Origin of the sequence: Shewanella mangrovi (genome assembly GCF_000753795.1) — a bacterium.
Taxonomy (GTDB): domain Bacteria; phylum Pseudomonadota; class Gammaproteobacteria; order Enterobacterales; family Shewanellaceae; genus Shewanella; species Shewanella mangrovi.
The window spans coordinates 78,895-99,171 of sequence record NZ_JPEO01000010.1 but is presented as its reverse complement, the minus strand read 5'-3'; the positions used below and the strand labels follow the sequence as shown (position 1 = coordinate 99,171).

The 20,277-nt window shown below is 45.3% G+C and carries 23 protein-coding genes; 16 read left to right on the top strand and 7 right to left on the bottom strand.

What is annotated here, in order from left to right; all coding sequences use genetic code 11:
* Positions 1-5 precede the first annotated feature (5 nt).
* Together HR45_RS12955 and bamJ are read left to right on the top strand one after the other, a co-directional pair.
* Positions 6-638 (top strand): DUF1294 domain-containing protein, encoded by a 633-nt coding sequence (locus HR45_RS12955; protein WP_063355112.1) that lies wholly within the window; start codon positions 6-8, stop codon positions 636-638.
* Between the two features lie 66 nt (positions 639-704).
* Positions 705-1,178, top strand: coding sequence for a BamJ family beta-barrel-assembly machinery protein (gene bamJ / locus HR45_RS12950; protein WP_037443577.1), 474 nt, complete (start codon positions 705-707; stop codon positions 1,176-1,178).
* On the opposite strand, the gene HR45_RS12945 is transcribed toward bamJ, so the two are convergent.
* The gene (locus HR45_RS12945; RefSeq protein ID WP_037443574.1) at positions 1,168-1,947 is read right to left on the bottom strand and encodes an ROK family protein; all 780 of its coding nucleotides are present in this window, start codon (positions 1,945-1,947) and stop codon (positions 1,168-1,170) included. The genes bamJ and HR45_RS12945 overlap by 11 nt on opposite strands.
* A 298-nt stretch (positions 1,948-2,245) precedes the next feature.
* On the opposite strand from HR45_RS12945, the gene HR45_RS12940 reads away from it, so the two are divergent.
* The 7 genes from HR45_RS12940 to HR45_RS12910 all read left to right on the top strand — a co-directional run bounded on the left by HR45_RS12940 (position 2,246) and on the right by HR45_RS12910 (position 8,002).
* Positions 2,246-2,470, top strand: a complete 225-nt coding sequence (locus tag HR45_RS12940; protein WP_037443572.1) for a hypothetical protein — start codon at positions 2,246-2,248, stop codon at positions 2,468-2,470.
* 37 nt (positions 2,471-2,507) lie between these two features.
* On the top strand, positions 2,508-2,756 hold the full coding sequence (locus tag HR45_RS12935) for a hypothetical protein (protein ID WP_037443570.1): 249 nt from the start codon (positions 2,508-2,510) through the stop codon (positions 2,754-2,756).
* Positions 2,757-2,901: 145 nt separating this feature from the next.
* A complete protein-coding gene (locus tag HR45_RS12930) occupies positions 2,902-4,689 on the top strand; it encodes an aminopeptidase P family protein (protein ID WP_037443568.1) in 1,788 nt (595 codons plus the stop codon).
* 118 nt (positions 4,690-4,807) lie between these two features.
* A complete protein-coding gene (gene ybeD / locus HR45_RS12925) occupies positions 4,808-5,074 on the top strand; it encodes a DUF493 family protein YbeD (RefSeq protein WP_037443561.1) in 267 nt (88 codons plus the stop codon).
* 87 nt (positions 5,075-5,161) lie between these two features.
* Entirely contained in the window at positions 5,162-5,818 is a 657-nt protein-coding gene (gene lipB / locus HR45_RS12920; protein WP_037443559.1) for a lipoyl(octanoyl) transferase LipB, read from the top strand.
* Complete coding sequence (gene lipA, locus HR45_RS12915; RefSeq protein WP_037443557.1) at positions 5,815-6,780, top strand: lipoyl synthase; 966 nt, start codon at positions 5,815-5,817, stop codon at positions 6,778-6,780. Before lipB ends, lipA begins: the two co-directional genes overlap by 4 nt.
* Before the next feature lie 487 nt (positions 6,781-7,267).
* Positions 7,268-8,002, top strand: coding sequence for a DUF2726 domain-containing protein (locus HR45_RS12910; protein ID WP_037443555.1), 735 nt, complete (start codon positions 7,268-7,270; stop codon positions 8,000-8,002).
* Positions 8,003-8,312: 310 nt separating this feature from the next.
* On the opposite strand, the gene HR45_RS12905 is transcribed toward HR45_RS12910, so the two are convergent.
* The 3 genes from HR45_RS12905 to HR45_RS12895 all read right to left on the bottom strand — a co-directional run bounded on the left by HR45_RS12905 (position 8,313) and on the right by HR45_RS12895 (position 11,335).
* Positions 8,313-9,332, bottom strand: a complete 1,020-nt coding sequence (locus HR45_RS12905) for a porin (RefSeq protein WP_037443553.1) — start codon at positions 9,330-9,332, stop codon at positions 8,313-8,315.
* A 137-nt stretch (positions 9,333-9,469) separates the two neighbouring features.
* Positions 9,470-9,811: a cytochrome c3 family protein gene (locus HR45_RS12900; protein WP_037443551.1), complete on the bottom strand. Its 342-nt coding sequence runs from the start codon at positions 9,809-9,811 to the stop codon at positions 9,470-9,472.
* Positions 9,812-9,823: 12 nt separating this feature from the next.
* Positions 9,824-11,335 carry an FAD-dependent oxidoreductase gene (locus HR45_RS12895; protein ID WP_037443688.1) on the bottom strand — a complete coding sequence of 504 codons (1,512 nt, stop codon included), beginning with the start codon at positions 11,333-11,335 and terminating at the stop codon, positions 9,824-9,826.
* 338 nt (positions 11,336-11,673) lie between these two features.
* Here HR45_RS12895 and HR45_RS12890 point away from each other — a divergent pair, with 338 nt between their 5' ends.
* The 5 genes from HR45_RS12890 (at position 11,674) to HR45_RS12870 (ending at position 16,769) form a co-directional block, all read left to right on the top strand.
* Positions 11,674-12,570: a LysR family transcriptional regulator gene (locus HR45_RS12890; protein ID WP_037443549.1), complete on the top strand. Its 897-nt coding sequence runs from the start codon at positions 11,674-11,676 to the stop codon at positions 12,568-12,570.
* 612 nt (positions 12,571-13,182) lie between these two features.
* On the top strand, positions 13,183-13,560 hold the full coding sequence (locus tag HR45_RS12885) for a hypothetical protein (protein ID WP_037443548.1): 378 nt from the start codon (positions 13,183-13,185) through the stop codon (positions 13,558-13,560).
* A 172-nt stretch (positions 13,561-13,732) separates the two neighbouring features.
* On the top strand, positions 13,733-14,755 hold the full coding sequence (locus HR45_RS12880; RefSeq protein ID WP_037443546.1) for a hypothetical protein: 1,023 nt from the start codon (positions 13,733-13,735) through the stop codon (positions 14,753-14,755).
* Positions 14,745-16,352 carry a hypothetical protein gene (locus HR45_RS12875; RefSeq protein ID WP_037443544.1) on the top strand — a complete coding sequence of 536 codons (1,608 nt, stop codon included), beginning with the start codon at positions 14,745-14,747 and terminating at the stop codon, positions 16,350-16,352. Before HR45_RS12880 ends, HR45_RS12875 begins: the two co-directional genes overlap by 11 nt.
* An 81-nt stretch (positions 16,353-16,433) precedes the next feature.
* Positions 16,434-16,769: a GRAM domain-containing protein gene (locus tag HR45_RS12870; RefSeq protein WP_347360076.1), complete on the top strand. Its 336-nt coding sequence runs from the start codon at positions 16,434-16,436 to the stop codon at positions 16,767-16,769.
* A gap of 125 nt (positions 16,770-16,894) precedes the next feature.
* Here HR45_RS12870 and rimI read toward each other — a convergent pair whose 3' ends face one another.
* Together rimI and HR45_RS12860 are read right to left on the bottom strand one after the other, a co-directional pair.
* The gene (gene rimI / locus HR45_RS12865; RefSeq protein WP_241461122.1) at positions 16,895-17,392 is read right to left on the bottom strand and encodes a ribosomal protein S18-alanine N-acetyltransferase; all 498 of its coding nucleotides are present in this window, start codon (positions 17,390-17,392) and stop codon (positions 16,895-16,897) included.
* The gene (locus HR45_RS12860; RefSeq protein ID WP_037443540.1) at positions 17,350-17,697 is read right to left on the bottom strand and encodes a DNA polymerase III subunit psi; all 348 of its coding nucleotides are present in this window, start codon (positions 17,695-17,697) and stop codon (positions 17,350-17,352) included. Before HR45_RS12860 ends, rimI begins: the two co-directional genes overlap by 43 nt.
* A gap of 175 nt (positions 17,698-17,872) precedes the next feature.
* Between HR45_RS12860 and dpsA the strand changes: the two genes are divergently transcribed.
* The gene (gene dpsA, locus HR45_RS12855; protein ID WP_037443538.1) at positions 17,873-18,346 is read left to right on the top strand and encodes a DNA starvation/stationary phase protection protein DpsA; all 474 of its coding nucleotides are present in this window, start codon (positions 17,873-17,875) and stop codon (positions 18,344-18,346) included.
* Between the two features lie 88 nt (positions 18,347-18,434).
* Here the strand turns inward: dpsA and HR45_RS12850 are convergent, their stop codons facing one another.
* Complete coding sequence (locus HR45_RS12850; protein WP_037443537.1) at positions 18,435-19,235, bottom strand: PhzF family phenazine biosynthesis protein; 801 nt, start codon at positions 19,233-19,235, stop codon at positions 18,435-18,437.
* 185 nt (positions 19,236-19,420) lie between these two features.
* Between HR45_RS12850 and HR45_RS12845 the strand changes: the two genes are divergently transcribed.
* Positions 19,421-20,218 (top strand): class I SAM-dependent methyltransferase, encoded by a 798-nt coding sequence (locus HR45_RS12845; RefSeq protein WP_162180655.1) that lies wholly within the window; start codon positions 19,421-19,423, stop codon positions 20,216-20,218.
* The last annotated feature ends 59 nt before the right edge of the window (positions 20,219-20,277 follow it).

Below are 20,277 nucleotides of genomic sequence, written 5' to 3'. Positions count from 1 at the left end.
GCTAAATGAGAGGAAAAGGACATTTGAGCCAATGGCACGACGAGCGTGGATTTGGCTTTATTACGCCGCTTACGGGAGAACAGCAGGTATTTTTACATATCAAGGCGATGGCGAATCGTAGCCGCCGTCCGGCGCTCGGTGAACTGCTAAGTTATGAACTTGAGCAGGACAAACAAGGACGTTGGCAAGCCAAAAACGCAATGACGATAGAAGATAAACAATTGCTGCGTCGACAAGCTAAACAACGACAACATCGCCAGCAAAAACATCAGGCAGGGCGCAGCTCACTGGCATGGTCTTTAACATTGTGGCCGATGTTGGCGCTGGCGAGTTGGCAACATTTGCTCCCCTTTTACACGCCTGTTTGGTATTTCACCATGAGCCTTATCTGCTATATCGCCTACGCGAAGGATAAAGCGGCAGCGCAGCAAGATAGTTGGCGAGTAGCTGAGAACACACTGCAACTGCAGGCGCTTATCGGCGGCTGGCCGGGTGCGCTGTTGGCGCAACAAAGATTGCGACATAAATCGGTTAAGCCGGAATTTCGCCGAGTATTTGTGCTGATGGTGCTGTTAAATCTCGCGGGGTTATTCGGGCTTTACCATTATCGCGCCATGCTGCCACCAAGTTGGTATTAGATTTTTGGCGCTTACTCGCGCTCACTGGTAACATATGCGCTCTTTTTACTGTTGCTGGAACCTTCTATGAGAATTGTGCTTGCCGTCATCATTATCGCATCGGTCATTTTTTATTTCTTTATCGATAGGCAACAGCGTGTCGGCATGCAAGAAACCATCGAAGCCAGCCAAGCCTTTTTGAAAGCCAACAAAACTCAGGAAGGCGTAATCACCACAGATTCCGGGCTGCAATATCAGTATTTGGAACACGGTGAAGGCAGCGTACATCCCAAACCAACCGATACGGTTAAAGTGCATTATGAAGGCCGGTTGATCAATGGCCGCGTGTTTGACAGCTCCTATGCCCGTGGCGAACCAATTGAATTTCCACTGAATAAAGTGATTCCCGGCTGGAGCGAAGGTGTGCAGCTAATGGTGGAAGGCGACAAACTGCGTTTGTTTATTCCAGCTGAATTGGGTTATGGCAACCGCACCGCTGGCCCTATTCCTCCGGGCTCAGCGTTGGTATTTGATGTTGAGCTTTTGAAGATTAATCCGTAAGCGACTGCAGCATCACTTGCAGCCCGCGGCAGACGATAGTTTCAGAATCATCGACTCGACTGATCTGACAATGACTTAATGCTGCGGGCATCGCCATCTCTTTCAAACTCGCCACACAGCCCTTGTAATAATCCGATTGATTTAAGGTACTTCCTGCCAGCCAAATCCGTTGCGGATTGAGTAAATTGGCGGCCCACGAAATTCCCATACCAAGATAAGCACCAGAGCGATATAGCTCTACTGGGTTACGAAAACGGCGTTGCCGAATCGACTCACCACTGGCCATCTGATCCAAGCTAAATTCGCCCGATTCGGTCATCACTCGGCAATTGCCAATTTCGCCAGCAATGCCTGTTGCCCCAGTAAACACTTTGCCGTCAAACGCTACAGCTAAACCCATACCTGCTGAGCAGCCCACCAGAATCTCACAACGATACTTGTTACTGGCGACGGCATACATTGCTGCATGCACATCATTACTTAACACCAAGGTGCTGGCATGCGACTGGATTTTGGTGGGGTTAACGCCCATCAAACTTGGTAAATGCTTGCAGGATAACAAGGTGTTGTCGCGCACCATGCCCGGAAACGCGATGGCTAAACGGTAATCTTTGAGTTGGTAGTCACTTTCAAAGTCAGCGATATGCTGATTGAGATCCGCCAGCGAAAAGGTTTCGCCAGTCGGCACTTTATACTGCTCCGTGACACCATTTTCACTGTATTGCAGTAGCGCGGTATCCGCTCCTACCTCAATCGTTAATTCAGCCATCGCCCCTCCATCGTGCTCATTCAGCGAGCTTTAACTGCCGCACATACTAGCATAATCCCGATATCGCAGCGATGTAACCAAAGATTATTTACCTGTAAAACAGATGATTAACTCAACAAATGCAAAAAAGAATCACTTTAAAAGCAAAAAATTTGTGATTAAGTTACTGTGATAGCCTGCATGCTCACAAATTCAGCATGGTAAATTGCGGAACTTCAGGATTAACGCTAATGTCGAAGGTGTGCGTAAAAATTCATCACTTGCAATAGAGCGTTCAGTGTTAGCAAAAGGATTAGTAATGAATAATAAGGGACTGTTACTCGCCGCCAGCATCATCATATTGTCGAGCACAATCACAGGTTGTAGCTCATTGAGTCAAAACATCTATGACCAAACCGCTAAAAGTAACCATGAAAACACGCCTAGCCGTCCTCATGGTGACTCCGTCTCTCGTGAAGATGTAGAAAATGGTGTTTTTTGGGGGGCGATGGATACGTTATGGCAGAGTATTTTCAGCAACTAAACTGATTCTCAGTGCATTATCGATTTAAGGAAAAATGATGATAAATCGCATCGTATTCATTATGTTGGCAAGTCTACTTTTTACTGGCTGCAGTACCTTTGGCGAAGCCGCTTACAGTTCCATCGAGTATGACCAAGAGATCGCGCATCGGCAGGCCATAGCAAATGGTGACTATGCGCCTAAAGATACCCACGTGACCAAGAAGCAAACCCAAAACGCCGTCGCTAATGGCATTAGGGAGGTGTTAGACAATCTTGGCGACATCATCATTGGCGAGGATGAATAAGCGCCCCGCTTTACATTCCGCAACGCTTTTTTCAGCCGCTTAACTTGCGAAATCCATCACACAGTTGCAATAATCCTCGCACTTAATTGCTTATCTTCTCGCGCACTGCCACTCGGCGGTGCGCCACACCGATAACGGAGTTCCTATGTCTACTTCCATCGCGGCGCGGCTGGACGCCATTCGCACCGAAATGGCCAAGCTCAAGCTTGATGCCTTTATGCAACCACGCGCCGACGAATATCTCGGCGAATATGTGCCTGCCCACAACGAACGTTTGTGGTGGCTCACCGGCTTTACTGGCTCGGCGGGGATGGCGATTGTGATGCAACAAAGCGCAGCGGTATTTGTTGATGGCCGTTATGTGGTGCAAGTGCGCCAACAAGTCGATGGCAGCCAATACAGCTACGAAAGCCTGACCGACATGCCACAATACGAATGGCTGGCAGGCAAACTGCCTGCGGGCAGCCGTGTTGGTATTGATGCCCGCTGCGTCACTCTTTCTTGGTTTGAAGCGGCGCAAACCCGCTTAGCTAAAGTCGATATCGAATTGGTGCGTTTGCCTGAAAACTTGGTTGATATCTGCTGGCACGATCGCCCTGCTGCGGCGGTGAATCCTGCCTCACTGTTCAGTGATGACGTGGCCGGTAAAACCAGCCTTGAGAAACGCAAATTCATTGGCGAGCTAGTAAAGAAAGAAGGCGCTGATGTGGCGCTGATCAACGCGCTCGATTCCTTCTGCTGGCTACTGAACATTCGCGGCCAAGATATTCCGCGTATTCCAGTGGTGTTGGGTAATGCGCTGCTGAGTGCCAATGGCGACATGACCCTGTATTGCGACCAACGCAAACTGCCAAGCGATGTTGCCGACCATGTCGGTGCTGGCGTCAGCTTTGCCGATGAGTCGGAGTTGGCCGTCGCTATTACTGCACTTAAAGGCAAAAAACTGCTGGCTGACCCAAACAGCGCCAACGCCGAATGCCAACTGCAAGCGCGTGAAGCCGGCGTAAAATTGATTGCTGGTCTTGATCCCGTCGCGCTGCCAAAAGCCTGTAAAAACCCTGTCGAGCTGGCAGGCATGAAAGCTTGTCACGTGCGTGATGGCGCAGCAGTAAGCCGTTTCCTCGCGTGGCTCGATCGCGAAACCGCGGCGAATCGTTTGTACGATGAAGCCACGCTGTCAGATAAATTGGAAAGCTTCCGCAAAGCAGACCCGCTGTATCAAGAACCAAGCTTTGACACCATTTCTGCTGCCGGCTCAAACGCCGCCATGTGTCACTACAATCATTTGAACGGCACGCCAGCGCAGGTAGAAATGAACAGCATCTACTTGGTAGATTCTGGCGCGCAATACTTAGATGGCACCACCGACGTGACCCGCACTATCGCCATTGGTGAGGTAACGGACGAACAACGCAAGATGGTGACCTTGGTGCTCAAAGGCCACATCGCGCTGGATCAAGCGCGCTTTCCGAAAGGCACCACCGGCCAACAGCTGGATATTTTGGCACGCCAATATCTGTGGCAACACGGTTTTGATTACGACCACGGCACCGGCCACGGCGTCGGCCATTACCTGAGTGTGCATGAAGGCCCGCAACGTATCGGCAAAAACCACAACGCCATTGCACTGCAAGTGGGCATGGTGATCTCTAACGAACCGGGCTACTACCGTGAAAACGGTTTTGGTATTCGCTTGGAAAATTTGGTCACCGTCAAACCTTGTGAAACACTGGCGAATGCCGAGCGCGAAACTTACCAGTTTGAAGCGATTACCCTTATTCCGATGGACAAGCGTCTGTTCGATAAAGCGCTCATGACCAGCGCCGAAATCGACTGGGTCAACCACTACCATCAACGCGTGCTAGAAACGCTGTCACCACTACTCGAAGGTGATGATTTCACGTGGCTAAAACAGGCCACAAGCGCGCTTTAATCTAGATAAATCAAGCCGGTAGCAATACCGGCTTTTTCTTACCTGATCCACGCCTTGAATTCGGTTATAATCGCCGCCATATTTGCTCATATCCCTGTATTTTTTGGAATAGCGTTTTATGTTGAATACCGAGTTCGATAAGTACCTAGAGTTCCCTACCGATTTCCCCTTTAAAGTGGTTGGCGATGCCAGCGATACTTTGGCGGAAAAAGTGGTGTTGGTGGCTCAACGTCATGCACCGGGCGATTACACCCCGAGCACCAAAGCATCGAGCAAAGGAAGCTACCTTTCAGTCACCATCCGCGTGATCGTAGAAAGCAAAGAGCACATCGAAACACTCTACACCGAGTTTGCCGCCATCGAAGGCGTGCGCCGCGTGCTGTAATCTTTACAGGCAAAAGTGTGATCTGTGTTACATTTTTGCCTTGAGCGCGTATAATAGCGCCACGGTGAAACTGGAGACAATTTTCTCTTGTCAGACAAAACCTTACACATTTGCCATCTGGGCATGATGGATTATGAAACCGTTTGGCATGCCATGCAGCAGCTAACGGATAATCGCGACGAAACAGTGGAAGATCAGTTGTGGTTAGTCGAGCACCCACCGGTGTTCACCCAAGGACAGGCAGGCAAAGCGGAGCACTTGCTCAACACTGGCGATATTCCGGTGATCCAAGTCGACCGTGGCGGCCAAGTGACCTATCACGGTCCCGGCCAGATGGTGGCTTATCCGCTGTTAAATGTGAAAAGACTCAAAATCGGCGTGCGCCAACTGGTGACCGACATTGAGCAAACTGTCGTGTCTGTGCTCGACAAATATGACATTGAAGCCTATCCCAAAGCCGATGCGCCGGGCGTGTACGTTAACGGCGATAAAATCGCTTCGCTGGGGCTGCGCATTCGTCGCGGCTGCTCCTTCCACGGTGTGGCGTTCAATATCAATATGGATTTAGAGCCGTTTCACCGCATCAACCCCTGTGGTTATGCTGGGTTAGAGATGACCCAAGCCAAACAACTTGGCGGGCCGCAAACCGTTGAGCAAGCTGCCAACGAATTTGCCGAAATTTTTAGTCAGCGCTTAGGTTATACGCAGCTGATCCATCACCAAGGATTACCGAAATCATTATGAACAGGCCAGAACGTTTACAACCCGGCGTCAAGCTACGTGATGCTGACAAGGTTGCCCGTATTCCCGTGAAAGTGGTGCCATCGGAACGCGACACTATGTTGCGTAAACCAGACTGGTTGCGAGTGAAACTGCCCTCGTCCAACCAACGCATTTTAGATATCAAATCTGCGCTACGTAGCCACGGTTTGCACTCGGTGTGTGAAGAGGCGTCTTGCCCGAACCTCGCGGAATGTTTTAACCACGGCACCGCCACCTTTATGATTTTGGGCGCGATCTGTACCCGCCGCTGCCCGTTCTGCGACGTGGCCCACGGCCGCCCGCTCAAGCCTGATGAAAACGAGCCCGTCAAACTCGCCGAAACCATTCGCGATATGAAGCTCAAATACGTGGTGATCACCTCGGTTGACCGTGACGACCTGCGTGATGGCGGCGCCCAGCACTTTGCTGATTGTATTCGTGAAATCCGCAAACTGAACCCAGAAATCAAGATTGAGATTCTGGTGCCAGACTTCCGCGGCCGTATCGACCAAGCATTGGATATTCTGGCCACTGAGCCACCAGATGTGTTCAACCACAATCTGGAAACCGCGCCAATGCACTACCGCAAAGCGCGCCCAGGGGCGAATTATCAATGGTCGCTTAATCTGCTGAAACGCTTTAAAGAGCGTCACCCGAATATTCCAACCAAATCAGGTTTGATGATGGGCTTGGGTGAAACCAACGAAGAGATTGCCGATGTGCTGCGAGACCTGCGCGCTCACGACGTCAACATGCTGACCTTGGGGCAATACCTGCAACCATCAAAATTCCACCTGCCGGTAGAACGTTACGTGACCCCAGCTGAGTTCGACAAAATGCACGAACTAGCAACGGAACTTGGCTTCACCCACGCCGCCTGCGGCCCACTGGTACGCTCTAGCTACCATGCAGATTTGCAAGCACAAGGGAAAGAGGTGAAGTAACGTCTACTGGACGTTTATAGCGGCTAAACGTTATAGCCGTTACCTTTAAAAACTGCGCATTGCGCGGTTTTTTTGTGGGTGTCTGTTGGGCTGGGGCCGCTTTATTGGCTTTGTATTGCCTGATAGTTTTATCGTGCTAAATCGCCTGCAGCGGGGACATGCATGGATGCATTAATGCCGTGGAGGACAGGACGTCCGAGAACGGCGAAATGCACATGCATCCTTGTGGCTCGATGTGAATCCATCCTTGGAATCTCGACGCCAGCATCCATGCTGGCGACGGCCACAAGTCTGCATGTGCTGGCAATTTCGGAGTAATCCTGAACATTTAGCGTCAAAAGCTAGTCGATATAAATTAGTTTTGCCCCATTCCATGCCACAGCGCTAAGACGCGTCACTCGTTAACATGAGCTAATTGACCAAATTTTAATAATGCTACAGAGTAACCTCGATTAGCTGCTCACAACATGGAATGGACAATTTAAATATGGATATTGCACTGCTATTTTTGCTGACTTGCATCGTACTGCTCATAGTTATAGCGCTTTTAGGTAGTAAACCAGATCAAGCCCAATACACATATCAATCGACTCAATTTTTGCTCACAAAAGCAGAACGTTCTTTTTATGGTGCATTAGTCCAAGCAGTTGGCAATGACGCCTTGGTATTTGCCAAAGTGCGGATTGCAGATGTGCTGGTACCTATATCAGGAATGAATCGAACAAACTGGCAACGGGCATTTAATAAAGTGTCATCAAAGCACTTTGATTTTGTTTTATGCAATAAAGACGATTGCTCACTTATACTCGGCGTTGAACTTGATGATGCAAGTCATAACACCAAAAAGGTTCAGCAACGTGATGAGTTCGTAAATAGAGCGTGTGCCTCAGCTGGATTCACTTTACTTAGGGTTAAAGTTGCAAGGTCTTATGTATTGGCTGACCTTCGGCAACTGATTAAAGGTGCTATAAGCACTTCCAGCAGCACAGCAAATGATGAGGTTATCATAGCGCCAGAGGCATATAGTGATGTTCCTACTGAAAATGAGGAATACACAGCAAAACTCAAACAGACCGAGGAAAAAACAGAGGAAATCACATCGAGAACATGCCCTAAATGTGGTGAACCAATGGTACTTAGAACAGCAAAGTCGGGCGGTAATGCTGGGCACGAATTTTGGGGATGCAGTGCATTTCCAAAATGTCGCTGTATTTTAGATTAAGTATGCCTCTAAGTTAGTTAGCGAACCCTTTGGTCGCGCGAGCATTCATTAAGTAGTTGACCAAATTTAGTAATGCGAGTTGTTAAATGTTTCCTATATAGCCGATCTCGTTACGTGTATGAATGATGGCACTTAATACCAAGTGCCATCATTTTTATATTACATTTATAGAGTTATATTTTTGACTATTAGCTATGTATTAAGCCAATATTTCATAAATAAAAACGTACATTAGATTTCATATGTTTATATTTAACAGTATTCAATGATTATTTTTAATAATTAATGACTGATATTTTTTAATAAGCAACTAAAATCTAAACGTTAATCCTGCAGTAAAAGAGTGACTGTCAGCGTAATCTAGATAATCATTGCTTCCAGTATAATTTGCATATTCGATGGCAAAGTCTAACTCTTTACTATATGAATAGACTACACTACCAATTAGTAATCCAATATCATCACGAGTTACGTTGTCAGAATTTCTCAATTGAAAAGATAGTCCATATTTCATATCATCAACTTTAGTTAAAATTGATACGCTATGGGTTTGCTCATCATAACCTTCTAGATAATTTTCAATAGAGGTATCATAGTAAAATGAATTCTGTGCAAATTCCCCTGTATAGCCTAGGGTTACGTAACCAATCGTATAGTCAGCGCCTATTGCCCACTGATTATTATGATGCTTTCTGTCATCACCTCCTAGACTAGGATCTTTTCTTGTATAGTTAATCTCAGCATTGAAATTAGTTGTTGAATACAACAAGCGAGCACCGAGTGCATCATCGTTAGCCCCTCCCTCACATTGAGGGTTAACCGAAGATAACTTAAACTGAAAGTTGCCGACAGATGATTTGAATTTTGGTGAGGCGTATGCCAATACGTTATTTGAGTATTTCCCCTGTTGAAAAAGAATCTTATTCATCGAAAATTTTTCAACATTGGTAAATGGGTGAATATCTGTTCTTGAGTATAAGTTTCTGTATGTTCCAGACATACCTCGTCCCATATAAATGGCACCATAACTTTTTGTTGTTAGCTTGATCGCAGCTATTCTCAATTCGATTTCATCATTTTTAATACCTGCATCATCAAATCGGTCTCCACTTGCTGCGAACTGGCCTTCAAGTTGATAACTAAGACCAAGATCTTTTACTTGCAGATTATCTTTAATGCCAGCAAAACCGGTAGCTATACCATTTTGTTGGTCCATACCTGTTTTCCAGTTTGACATAAGGTTTACTTGACCATATCCAACGGCAAAGACATTGACGCTTGAAAATGCAAGTATTCCTGCAATAAATGGCATTTTTTTTGTTTTCATCATTTCACTCTTCTTAAAAAATAACTATTTCTTATTCAGTAAATTCATTAGGTCGGAAACATTGAGTCCATGACGATAAGTAGCCACTTAACAGACTGTTTAAGAGAACACTTATCTACGACTCTATCGGTAGAAAGCTCTTAAGGAACTTTTACATCGAAGGCGTGGCAATCGTTGCAGAAAAGCTGAGACTCTTTATGCCCCTTATGGCATGAGCTACATTCCTTGTCGCCGATATGGGTGAAGTGAGGATTAGGGTGTGTGTGTGCAGTCTTAGAGGCGAGTTTCTCGTAAGAACCACCATGACAGCTTAAGCACTTGTCCATCTTTGGTGCCGTAAAAGGCTTGGTTTCTCCATGACAGCTTGCACACTTGACCTGTAACTTACGATGGCGGTCTGCAAGGTGTTCATCAGCCATGGAGCTGGAAGTGAAAACAAAATTCATTGCCAACAGAGCAAAAACGGTTAACGCATTTTTCATTATTATTTCCCCTTATGCTTTGTTAGCTTTTTTACAGATTTGCGCGATATGACGGGCAGCAATGCGACCAAATACGGTAGCACCTGCTAATTGGCTTCCACCGATATAGTCTTTGAAGAACAAACCACCAGCAGCGTTACCTACGGCATAAAGCCCGTTGATAGGACGGTCTTCCATGTTGACAACTTGGGCACTCACGTTGATTTTCGGTCCCCCGAAGGTGGCGGTCATACCTGCTTCATAAGGGAAGGCATAATAAGGCGGGCGATCCAAAGGCTCTGGCGTTTTGTAGCTGCATGGAGGGGTCAACTCTTTCAGCTTATTGTCCTTAAGTGCATTGTTATATCCATTCACAGATGAGATAACCGCATCTACAGGTAATCCCACCTTGTTTGCCAAACCTTCTACAGTATTGTCTTGGAAGAATGGTGAATTGCTCTCGGTGAACTTCTTCACCATGTGTTCTGCTTTAGCCCATCTACTGTCTAATAATATGTAAGCCTTGTTTTCTGGAGTAACTACAGGCAATAAGCGAGCCTTTGTTACATAAGTATTTGATTCATCGATAATACGTTTACCGCGTAAATCGAGAATAACACCGTGACCGTTGCTTAGAGCATCAGCTGGATTTACGTGAGTAGCCGCCAAAATAGGACCACAATGGAATTGATCTAGATTCACCAACTTCGCGAACAATGGTTTCGCCAGTGATATGTTTTCGCCAGTGACATAAGGAGAACCACGCAAAGGAATTTTTGCCATAACACCACCAACATAGGCGGTCAGCATTTCACTATTTGCGGAAAAACCGCCAGAGGCAATCACCACACCCCCACGTGCCTTGAAGTCAACCAAACCATTATCTGTCAGGGCTCTAACTCCTGAAACCGACATCGAACTGTCGGTGATAAGTTCAACTGCTTTAGTATTGAAATGAAGTGGGATATTGCGCTTTTTACATGCCGCGACTAACAAACGGATTAACTTGCCACCACCCGTAATCCCACCGCCATCAATGCGATGCAGTCGGTTTAAAAATGGGTATGGCATTTGGATCATTTTGAGGAACTTTAATCCAACTGTATCTTGCAGCCAGTCGACAGCCCCGCCGACTTGTTCTACATAGGTGCGAGTAAGCGCAGGATCAGCTTGGCCAGCAGATACTGCCATCATGTCAGTGAAGAGATCTTCTTTATTTGCGTCAATCCCAGCCTCTTTTTGAAACCGAGTACCACACGCACATACACCACCTAGCGCATAAATACTATTCCCTGCTGGCAAATCCATCTTTTCGATCAGTAAAGGTTTAAGTCCTTGATCGTAAGCTTCAATTGCTGTTACTAAACCGCCAGTACCTGCACCTACAATAATCAAGTCGAAGGTCTCGATTGTTGAAACGGTATTAGCTTCTTTGGCGTTGGCCGTTGATAAGACGGTATTTGAGAGTGTACCGGCAGCACCTGCAGTAGCCGCTACAGCGAGGCATTTTTTTATCATCTCGCGACGTGAATTTTGTTGTTCCATATGTAAAGCCCTTTCGTGTTCGTTACTCGTTGAAATTTGTAATTCCGAGTGTTCAAGCTGAGCCGTCAACTGGCCACCGCCTGCTAGAAACGCGTCATCCAAATCACTAACTTCCACCGGAAAAAGAAGTTGTTCACGTTTTGAATAACGGGCGAATTATTGGGATTGAAATAAATAACGTCTAATGCGAAATTCTATGAATTCGATGACTTTTACTCATCGATTTTGCATGCTGACAAACTACTTTAGAAATTTGCAACCTACTAATTTATTGGCATAAATCAAACTAAAGATTGTTTTGTGACCTAAGGTTGATCTGGATAGTCAACGGGGGGCTGATGACACTCATTCAACTTAGACATTTTATGGCACTTGCTGAAACAGGTTCGTTTCGGCGTGCTGCGGAACTTGTGAACCTAACACAGCCAGCACTTACTCGAAGTATTCAATCGCTTGAGGAAGACATGGGGCAACGCTTGTTTGAACGCATTGGTAGACATACAGAACTCACGCCATTAGGTAAGGCGCTTAAAGAAGACGTACGCACGCTCGTTGACGATGCTGATTATCTTAAAGACCGCGCAAGAGCGATTATTAATGGTGAGATGGGCGCGATTCGTATAGGCATGGGCCCTATGCCAAGTAAAATTCTGACAGCACCTTTATTAAGATATATGTCGACTAATCACCCCGGTGTTCGTGTTGAATGCCATGTTGAAAGTACTGAATCCATGCTGGAATCCCTTAAGGAACATCGTTTAGACGTACTTGTAATCGCAACTCTTTTAATGCCTTTATCAAATGACTTTCGGATAGAACCTATCGCTGCGCTACAGGGCGGGGCCTTCATGTGTCGTGAAGGTCACCCATTACAAGCGCGAAAGTCGCTTTCTTTTGATGAAATATGTCACTACCCAATAGCTGCGTTAACCATGCTGAATGAACGCATAGCAAACTATATGGTGGATAGCTATGGCCCTGCCGCCCATCCTGACAACTGCGTAAGCCTGCGAAGCAATCAATTCGAACCTCTAATTGAATTGGCAAGCTCGAGCGATACAATACTTTTTGGTGTAAGGGGGGCGGCTCTTGAACTTGTTGAGTTACCCGTAAAGCCAGCAATGAAAGATTCGGGATTGTTTGGACTGGTAAGTCTTGCAAGGTCTACAGAACACCCGCTTCTCCCAACAGTTCGAGGCCTTGTAACGCGTTTATTGCAGGAATTACCAACCTGACAGGTTAATTAGAATTCAGTTTAATTAAAAAAATGGTGCATACTCTCTGAACAAATCGACTATAAGGCTGATGTGAATCGCCACTACTGCTGTAGATGACATCTAGCCTCATTTTGACCACTGAGTTGCTTGATATGCCATACATTTAGCAACACGAGATGCCATTCAATTGGTCCCACTCCATACTCGGAAAATCCCAGCCGGTTCTGCTAACTTGACGATGCCCCAAAACGAGTTAATTCGTTGTCTGTGGCGCAGTCAAACACAGACTTCCTCGCCTAAAAATTTTCATCCATTTCACTCAAATCTTGCTATTCCGAGCGATGCCTAAAAACTGGATAGACATACAGTCATATTGAAATGATGGCGATTTTAATCCCAAGTTCGTGCGCGTTTTCACATTCTAATGTGGATAAATATCATTAAAATCATGTAATTATAAAATCTATGGGTTAGATAATAGGTTTGGAAAACGCGCATGCGCGTTTTTCCAGATGGTGAATTTAGTAAAATACTGATAAGTTCATTGCATACAAATAGTTAACTGTGCGCGTTTTTACTGGTCCAACGAGGTAAACGCGCATGCGCACGAATAAGCTGTTAGGCGAGTAAATGAATCAGCTCACTGTCAAAAAGGTTGAATTCTACGGAGAAGAAACGGCGTGCGTTACGCTTGAAAGTGGCATCTCCATGATTCAAGTGTTCTGCCATCCTTGCGAATACCAAGAGGGAGACAAGGTCGAGAATCTTTTGAGGGTACTCGACGCAGAGGTAAAGGCGGCCTATCTATCGGACTGGAGTGCTGAGGTTAAAAGAGATAAATCTAGAGAGCGAATTGAACAAACTGGGCCGTATTCATATGTTGGCTGTGGCACAGTAGTAGATCGAGAAAATGGCATCATACAGGTTAATGGATTTTGCATTGAAATAGGAGATCTTCCAACTGAAGATCCTGTTGAGTTTGAGATAAATCGGCTAGATTTGTGGTAGGTGCGCCTAACAAGGTGGTGCAGTGGAGCCAGTTGCGCTACGCATTTTTTATGGTATCGCTACGCTCTTTTACCATAAAAAATGCTCCACTACACTGGCCCACTGACCACGGCGTTATAGCCAAATACAGTCATTACTAGAAATCGTAGCTTAAGAAATCAGGAAGAACCGCTTGTATATTTTCAAAAACACGGAAATTAACAACAAGAAAGCTTCAGACTTTGAAACTAAGTCTATGCTTTATTTGCTGGGCATGAGAAGTGATAGTGAAGAAATTGAAATAATTACTGTGGATTGCTTCAATGACGTAACAGGCTCTAACATGGATTTCAGCAAGCTCTGGGATGTTCAAAGTAAAAACCATAGTAGTCTCCCTCCGTCTAAGATTGGTGAAAGTCTATCCACGCTGTACGACAACTACATCTCAACTATTAGTTTTTATGAGTATATATTGTTTATTCCTAAACTTAATAGGGACTATTTGATAAACCCTTCTCTAAATATTTACAGCTACGCGAATATCAATGAAAAGCAAAGAAAGGGGATAGAAAAGAAACTCAAAGAAAAAATAAATGGAGATAAATCTGGGACGACCCCACCGCTTTTTATAGATTTCCTGTCGAAAATATCCTTCGTTGAAGATAATAAGAGAGTAAGTACATATATAAAGAAGATTTCTAAATTTAAAAATAAGAGATCCATTTCTGAAGAGATATACGATCGCATATTTATAGAAATCAGAAACGCTCAGAACTCCCTGAAGAACTCATACATAGAAAACGAAAAAATAAATCATCCTTCTGAAGTTCTAAAATTCAATCGCCATATTACAAAGACAGAAATCAACACTCTTTTGATTAGCAGGCTAGTTGGTATTGATGTTTTTTCTTTTCCCGGAATACCTGTTAGCTTTTTTGACGTTTTAATAGGCAAGGATGAAGAGGAAAGAAAGGACTTACTTCAAGAGTGTAATGAAAATCTTAGTCGCGCCTTCTTCGATAAAAACGGCTGTAGGGAGTTTTGGAAAGCAACAGAAATATTGATAAGGATAATTAAAGAGAAGCCCGATGATAATATTTTTGATGTTTATTCGAGTTTAACGTCAGACTTTAAGATTAAAACAGAGTATTTAACAAAGGAAACATTGCTTTATATGATTTCGCTAGTAAAGACGGGGTTAGCAAATGCTGATTAAGAAAATTGCATTTGGCGATTCTGAGGAAGCGTTTGTTGAGGGCAGATTGACCGACGGCTTAAATGTTATTTTTAGTGACGATAATAACCGGGGTAAAACGCTAGTCATGCAAGGGCTAATGTTTTCAATGGGATATGAGTCAATCTTTCCTAGCTCTTTCAACTATAAAGATAAATTTTTCTATTCTGAGGTTGAGCATGGCAATGTCACCTATGAGTTCTTAAGAAAAAGAAATTCTATTGCTATAAAAACTGAAGATGCGATGCAGATATTCAATTCAGTTGGTGAGGCAAGGTACTTCTTAGATGAATTTGTTTTTCCAGTGCCCAGGATTCAAAAGGAAGGTCGACATACGCTCGTAGATTTGAGCTTACTATATGAGTTATTTTTTATTGGTCAGGATAATAGAAATCCATCCGGACTTATAAGTAAGGGGCAATTTAACAAGTCTGACTTTAAATCTATGGTTTATGATATGGCAGGGCTGTCTGATAACCAAATTAATATCGACAACATAAAGAGCATAAAGGATAATATTAATTCCCTAAAAATTCAGCTTAAAGAGATTAGAAGAAAAATATCAATAATAAGACAAAATCCCAATATTGCAGAAATAGCTTCTAGAACGTATGACTCTGAAGTCGTTCAGGAAAAGATCACAAGAATATCTAAGATAAATGAAAATATATCAAAACTTAAACGTTCACGGCAAAGAGAGATCAATAGAAAGTCCAAGCTAGAACACCTCATTGCAGAGCTTAATTCACTAAATAGAGACCTCAGTGAGGGCAATGTTCGATGTGGCGACTGTGGCAGTGACAAGATAGTGTATTCCAATAACGATCTAACATTCGAAATAAGTAATGTAGATGTGAGAAATGGCATCATGAAGTCCATCGATCACAATATTAGGAAAAAGACCGATATAATTATGGATTTCTCTGGTGAAATTAATTCATTGCAGAGAGACCTAAATGAGGAAATGAAAGATACACCGCCTAATTTTCAACAAATTGTTTTGTATCAGGAGCAGGTTATATCAGAGGTGGATTTTGATGACCAAGCATTTTCCCTTTCGAATCAAATAAAGGCACTAGAGGATCAGCTTAATTCACATACAAACATAGATGACTCTCTGAAAGAAGAAAGAAAGAGTTTCGATAATAATCTGCTGAAGGAGATGAACGATCTATACAGGTTGATAGATCCTAGCGGTAACTTGGTGTTTGAGGATATTTTTACTAAAAAGGACTCAACCTTTTCTGGTAGTGAAGGGCAAGAGTTTTACTTTTGTAAAGTTATTGCGCTTAGAAAGCTTCTTAAACATAACTTTCCTATTGTGATTGACTCATTTCGCGATGGAGAACTATCAACAGGAAAGGAGGCTAAGATGCTTGAAATATATAATAGTTTAGATGGTCAGACTATATTAACCTCAACACTAAAAGCTGAAGAATATAGCAACGATAAATACTCCAAGATAAATGGTGTAAATGCTATGGATTACAGCAATCATCAGGATTGTAAAATATTGAGCAAGCAGCACGTAAGAGAGTTCTTGACGCTAACATCAGGGTTTGAAGGTCTTGTATTGTAAGGAGCTATAACAAGCGCATGTTGCCGGACTGGTTTTCCGCTGCGCTCCAAACCAGCCGAAAATGCGGGCGTTAGGCATAAGATGCGTATGAACATGGAATTACGTGATGGCGAGAAAATTGTTAAAGAAGGTCCTGCAAATCTTCAACGGGGAATCGAGGCCGTAGGCGGGAAGCTATTTCTGACAACCCAACGACTTGTCTTCACATCGCATAAATTTAATGTTCAAACCGGATCCACAAACATCGAGGTTAAAAACATCCAATCGTGCCAACCTCGCTGGACCAAATTTCTAGGGGTAATACCGCTAATTCCAAATTCGCTCGCAGTTCTGGCAACCGATGGGAAAGAATATTGTTTCGTATTGTACGGCCGTGAAAAATGGGCTGCTGAAATTGAGGCACAGAAAAATGCCTAACAATTACAAGCAACGGGATTGTCAGTCTAGCGCCTGCCACCTCCCTGTTGTAGGCGTTAACCCATAGAAATTTTTATCCGAAATTCACCTGATACAGTTGAAGTTCTAACACGCTTTTGTCCCAACTACTTGATAAACCGCTTTGACATCAATACAGCGGTTTCGCGGCCGGTGGCGGTTTCGTAGTAGTTTTTGCGTTCGCCGTCGATGCTGAAGCCAAGTTTGTGATAGAGGGCGATGGCGGCTTGGTTGCTTTGGCGCACTTCTAAGAACACCACTTCGATGGCGGCATCATCCACCAGCGTTTGCATGCTGAGGCTGAGGAGTGTGTAGCCTAAACCTCTGCCCTGAGCGCTCGGCGCGATGCAGATGTTCATCAAGGTCGCTTCTTCAAACAGGTATTGGTAGATGGCGTAACCGACCAGCTGTGGCTGCTGAGCTTCATCGTCAATAAACAACCCGAATACACGGTAGCGTTCGCCAAAACAGCTGGCGAGTACGGTTTCGCTCCACGGATGAGCGTGAGCGGCGTTTTCGATGGGCAGCATGTTGCCCACATCAGCTATGGTCAGCGGTTTGATCATTGCTGTTGCTGCACCTGCAGTTGCCAGATTTGCTGCCATAAATCGCGCTTACCTTGCGCGCTTTGGCACAGCATCGGCAATGGTTGGCTGCGCAGACGGCCCGTTTGCGCCTGAGCGCGCATATCCCACAACACATTGGCTGAGGCGATCTTAGCCGCAGTATCACTGCTGGCGATTTGGCAATCGCGGCTGTCCACGTCTAACAGCTTAAGTACCTCTTGCACCAGCGGATGCTCAAGGCTGACCTCTGCGCTGTTATCACTTAACAGCCACAAACCTTCAGTAATTTGCGCCGATTTTGGCTGCCATTCGGTGATTCCCATGGCGTGTAGATAGCTGTTCATTTAACACTCGTTAACATGCTGTTAGCGACAGTTTACCAGAATCCCCTGCGCAATGGGGCTTAGCGAATGTTCACTCAAGTTCAATTAAAAAAGCGATTAGTAACATCTATTCTATCCACTTTAAACTTTTAGCTGGCGCGGTAGACTAACGCCATCAACTTAATAGGAGGTCAATATGAGTCAGATTAACATCGGTATCGATCAAGCCAATCGCCAAGAGATTGCAGCAGGATTAAACAAAGTGCTCGCCGACACCTATAGCCTGTATTTGAAAACCCACAGCTTCCACTGGAACGTGACTGGGCCAATGTTTAACAGCTTGCACCAAATGTTTGAAGACCAATACACCGAACTGGCAGGTGCCGTCGATGTGATTGCTGAACGTGTGCGTGCATTGGGTGAACGTGCCTTGGGTTCTTACAGCGCCTTTGCGGCCGTGACTGGCATTAAAGAAGATAGCGGCGTGACTGATGCCACCCAGATGATTCAAGAATTGCTGGAAGGCCAAGAGGTGATTATTCGCAACGCCCGCAACCTGTATCCATTGGTTAACCAAGCCAATGATGAGGCCACTGCTGACTTGCTAACTCAACGTATTCAGCTACACGAGAAAACAGCGTGGATGTTACGTTCGCTGCTGCAAAACTAGTTTTTATTCGTCCCTTGCTTATTCATCATTTATTTCCCTGAGTTACTTTTAGGCCGCATAAGCGGCCTCTTTTTTGTGTACCAATAACTCACAGAGCCTCAAATTGAGCTTGCGTTATGGTGCGCGCTTGGCCAACCAGTTGCACTTGATGATTATCGTGCAGCGCCATCGTAACGGCGCCGCCCTGGGGCGACGCTTGCCATGCGTGCAATATCGGTTTAGCGAACACATCACACCAATAAACGGCTAGCGCACAGTGCGCTGAACCCGTAACAGGATCTTCATTCACCCCAACCCAAGGTGCAAAGTAGCGTGAGACGATATCAAACTGCGGATGTTGAGACTTTGCCGTCACGACAACACCACGGCCAACCAACGAAGCAAGGCCACTAAAATTAGGAGATAACCTCAGTACCTGCTGTTCATCGGCTAACACGATGAGCTGTTTCGCGCCAAACATAGCGCTGTAGACAACATCGTTAATGGCGATACCGAGATATTCGAGTAAGCGTGCATCTAGTTGTTGGCAAGCAATGAGCTCAGCGGCAGGAAATATTAAACTGATGCCATGCTGCCCTATCGAGGCGTTCAATTCACCAGACAAGGTATGAAACGTCATATCCTGCGATGTCAGCAACCTGAGCTCATGCAGCAAATGTGCGGTAGCCAAAGTGCCATGGCCACATAAATTAACCTCAACCTTGGGGGTAAACCACCTGAGCTGCATGCTATCTAGCGCTAAAAAGGCGGTTTCAGATAACCCTACATCGCTGGCGATTCGCTGCATAATGTCGCTGTTCAACGGCGCGTTAGTGATGCAGACACCCGCCGGATTACCTTGTAGCCCATCCGCTACAAATGCATCTACCTGATAGACAGTTAACCGCACTATGGCTCCCTTTTTATCATGCTCATTCCATCCGATTACTCGCTAGCCTACCGTGACGGATAAGCAGCCTTGTTCGACATTACTGCAATTAAGCTGATTGTTTCCACCCATTTTATTCAGCTATTTCTCACGAAGGGTCTGCTAGTATGAGACTCTCGCAAATTAGTGATTAATAAAGGACTATGATGATGAAGCCTTTTTCGCCCGCCCTTCGCCGCACGTTGTCGCCGACCTTGCCCTTGATGGCAGCACTATTACTTACGCCAGCATTTGCCAGTGTCGCTGCCGATAACAGTCAAGCCGTTGCAAAGGCTGTCGCCAATGTGCAAACCCTGCTCAAAGCCCCCTTTCACCAAGCGGAGCTGGAACAAGATAAAAGCCGACTGCCAGTGAAGATGGTGCAATTTCTGAATATCACCCCGGGCATGACCGTAATGGATTTAGGCGCTGGCGGTGGTTACAGCACTGAGATTTTGTCAGCCGCAGTAGGCGATAAAGGCACAGTCTACGCGCAAAATAATCATCATCTTGAGCAGATGGCCAGCGGCAAAATTATCCAGCAGCTCTATAGCCGCATTGAGGCCGGCAAGCTCGATAACGTTAAAGCTGAGATCTGGGAGATGGATGCCATTCCGCTGCACAACCAACTGGATTTGGTGTTCTGGGGCAATAATATTCACGACTATTACCACAGTATCGGCGAGCAAGGCACGCTGGCCATTTTGAAGAATGTCTACGCTGCGCTCAAACCCGGCGCAACCTTTGCGGTGGTGGATCATATTGGCACTGCGGGTAACGATAATGCCAAGCTGCATCGCATTCAACCTGAGCTGATTAAAGCCGTATTGGAAAAAGCTGGCTTTGTTGATGCTGAAACCTCTGATATCTACCACAACGCGGCAGATAGCCATGAATTGTCAGTATTTGATAAGCAGATTTTTGGTCATACCGACCGTTACTTCATTAAAGTGAAAAAGCCTTAATGGCAATACTGTAATGAAAAGACGAGGCTTCGGTTTACGGACATCCTTATCTCGCAACA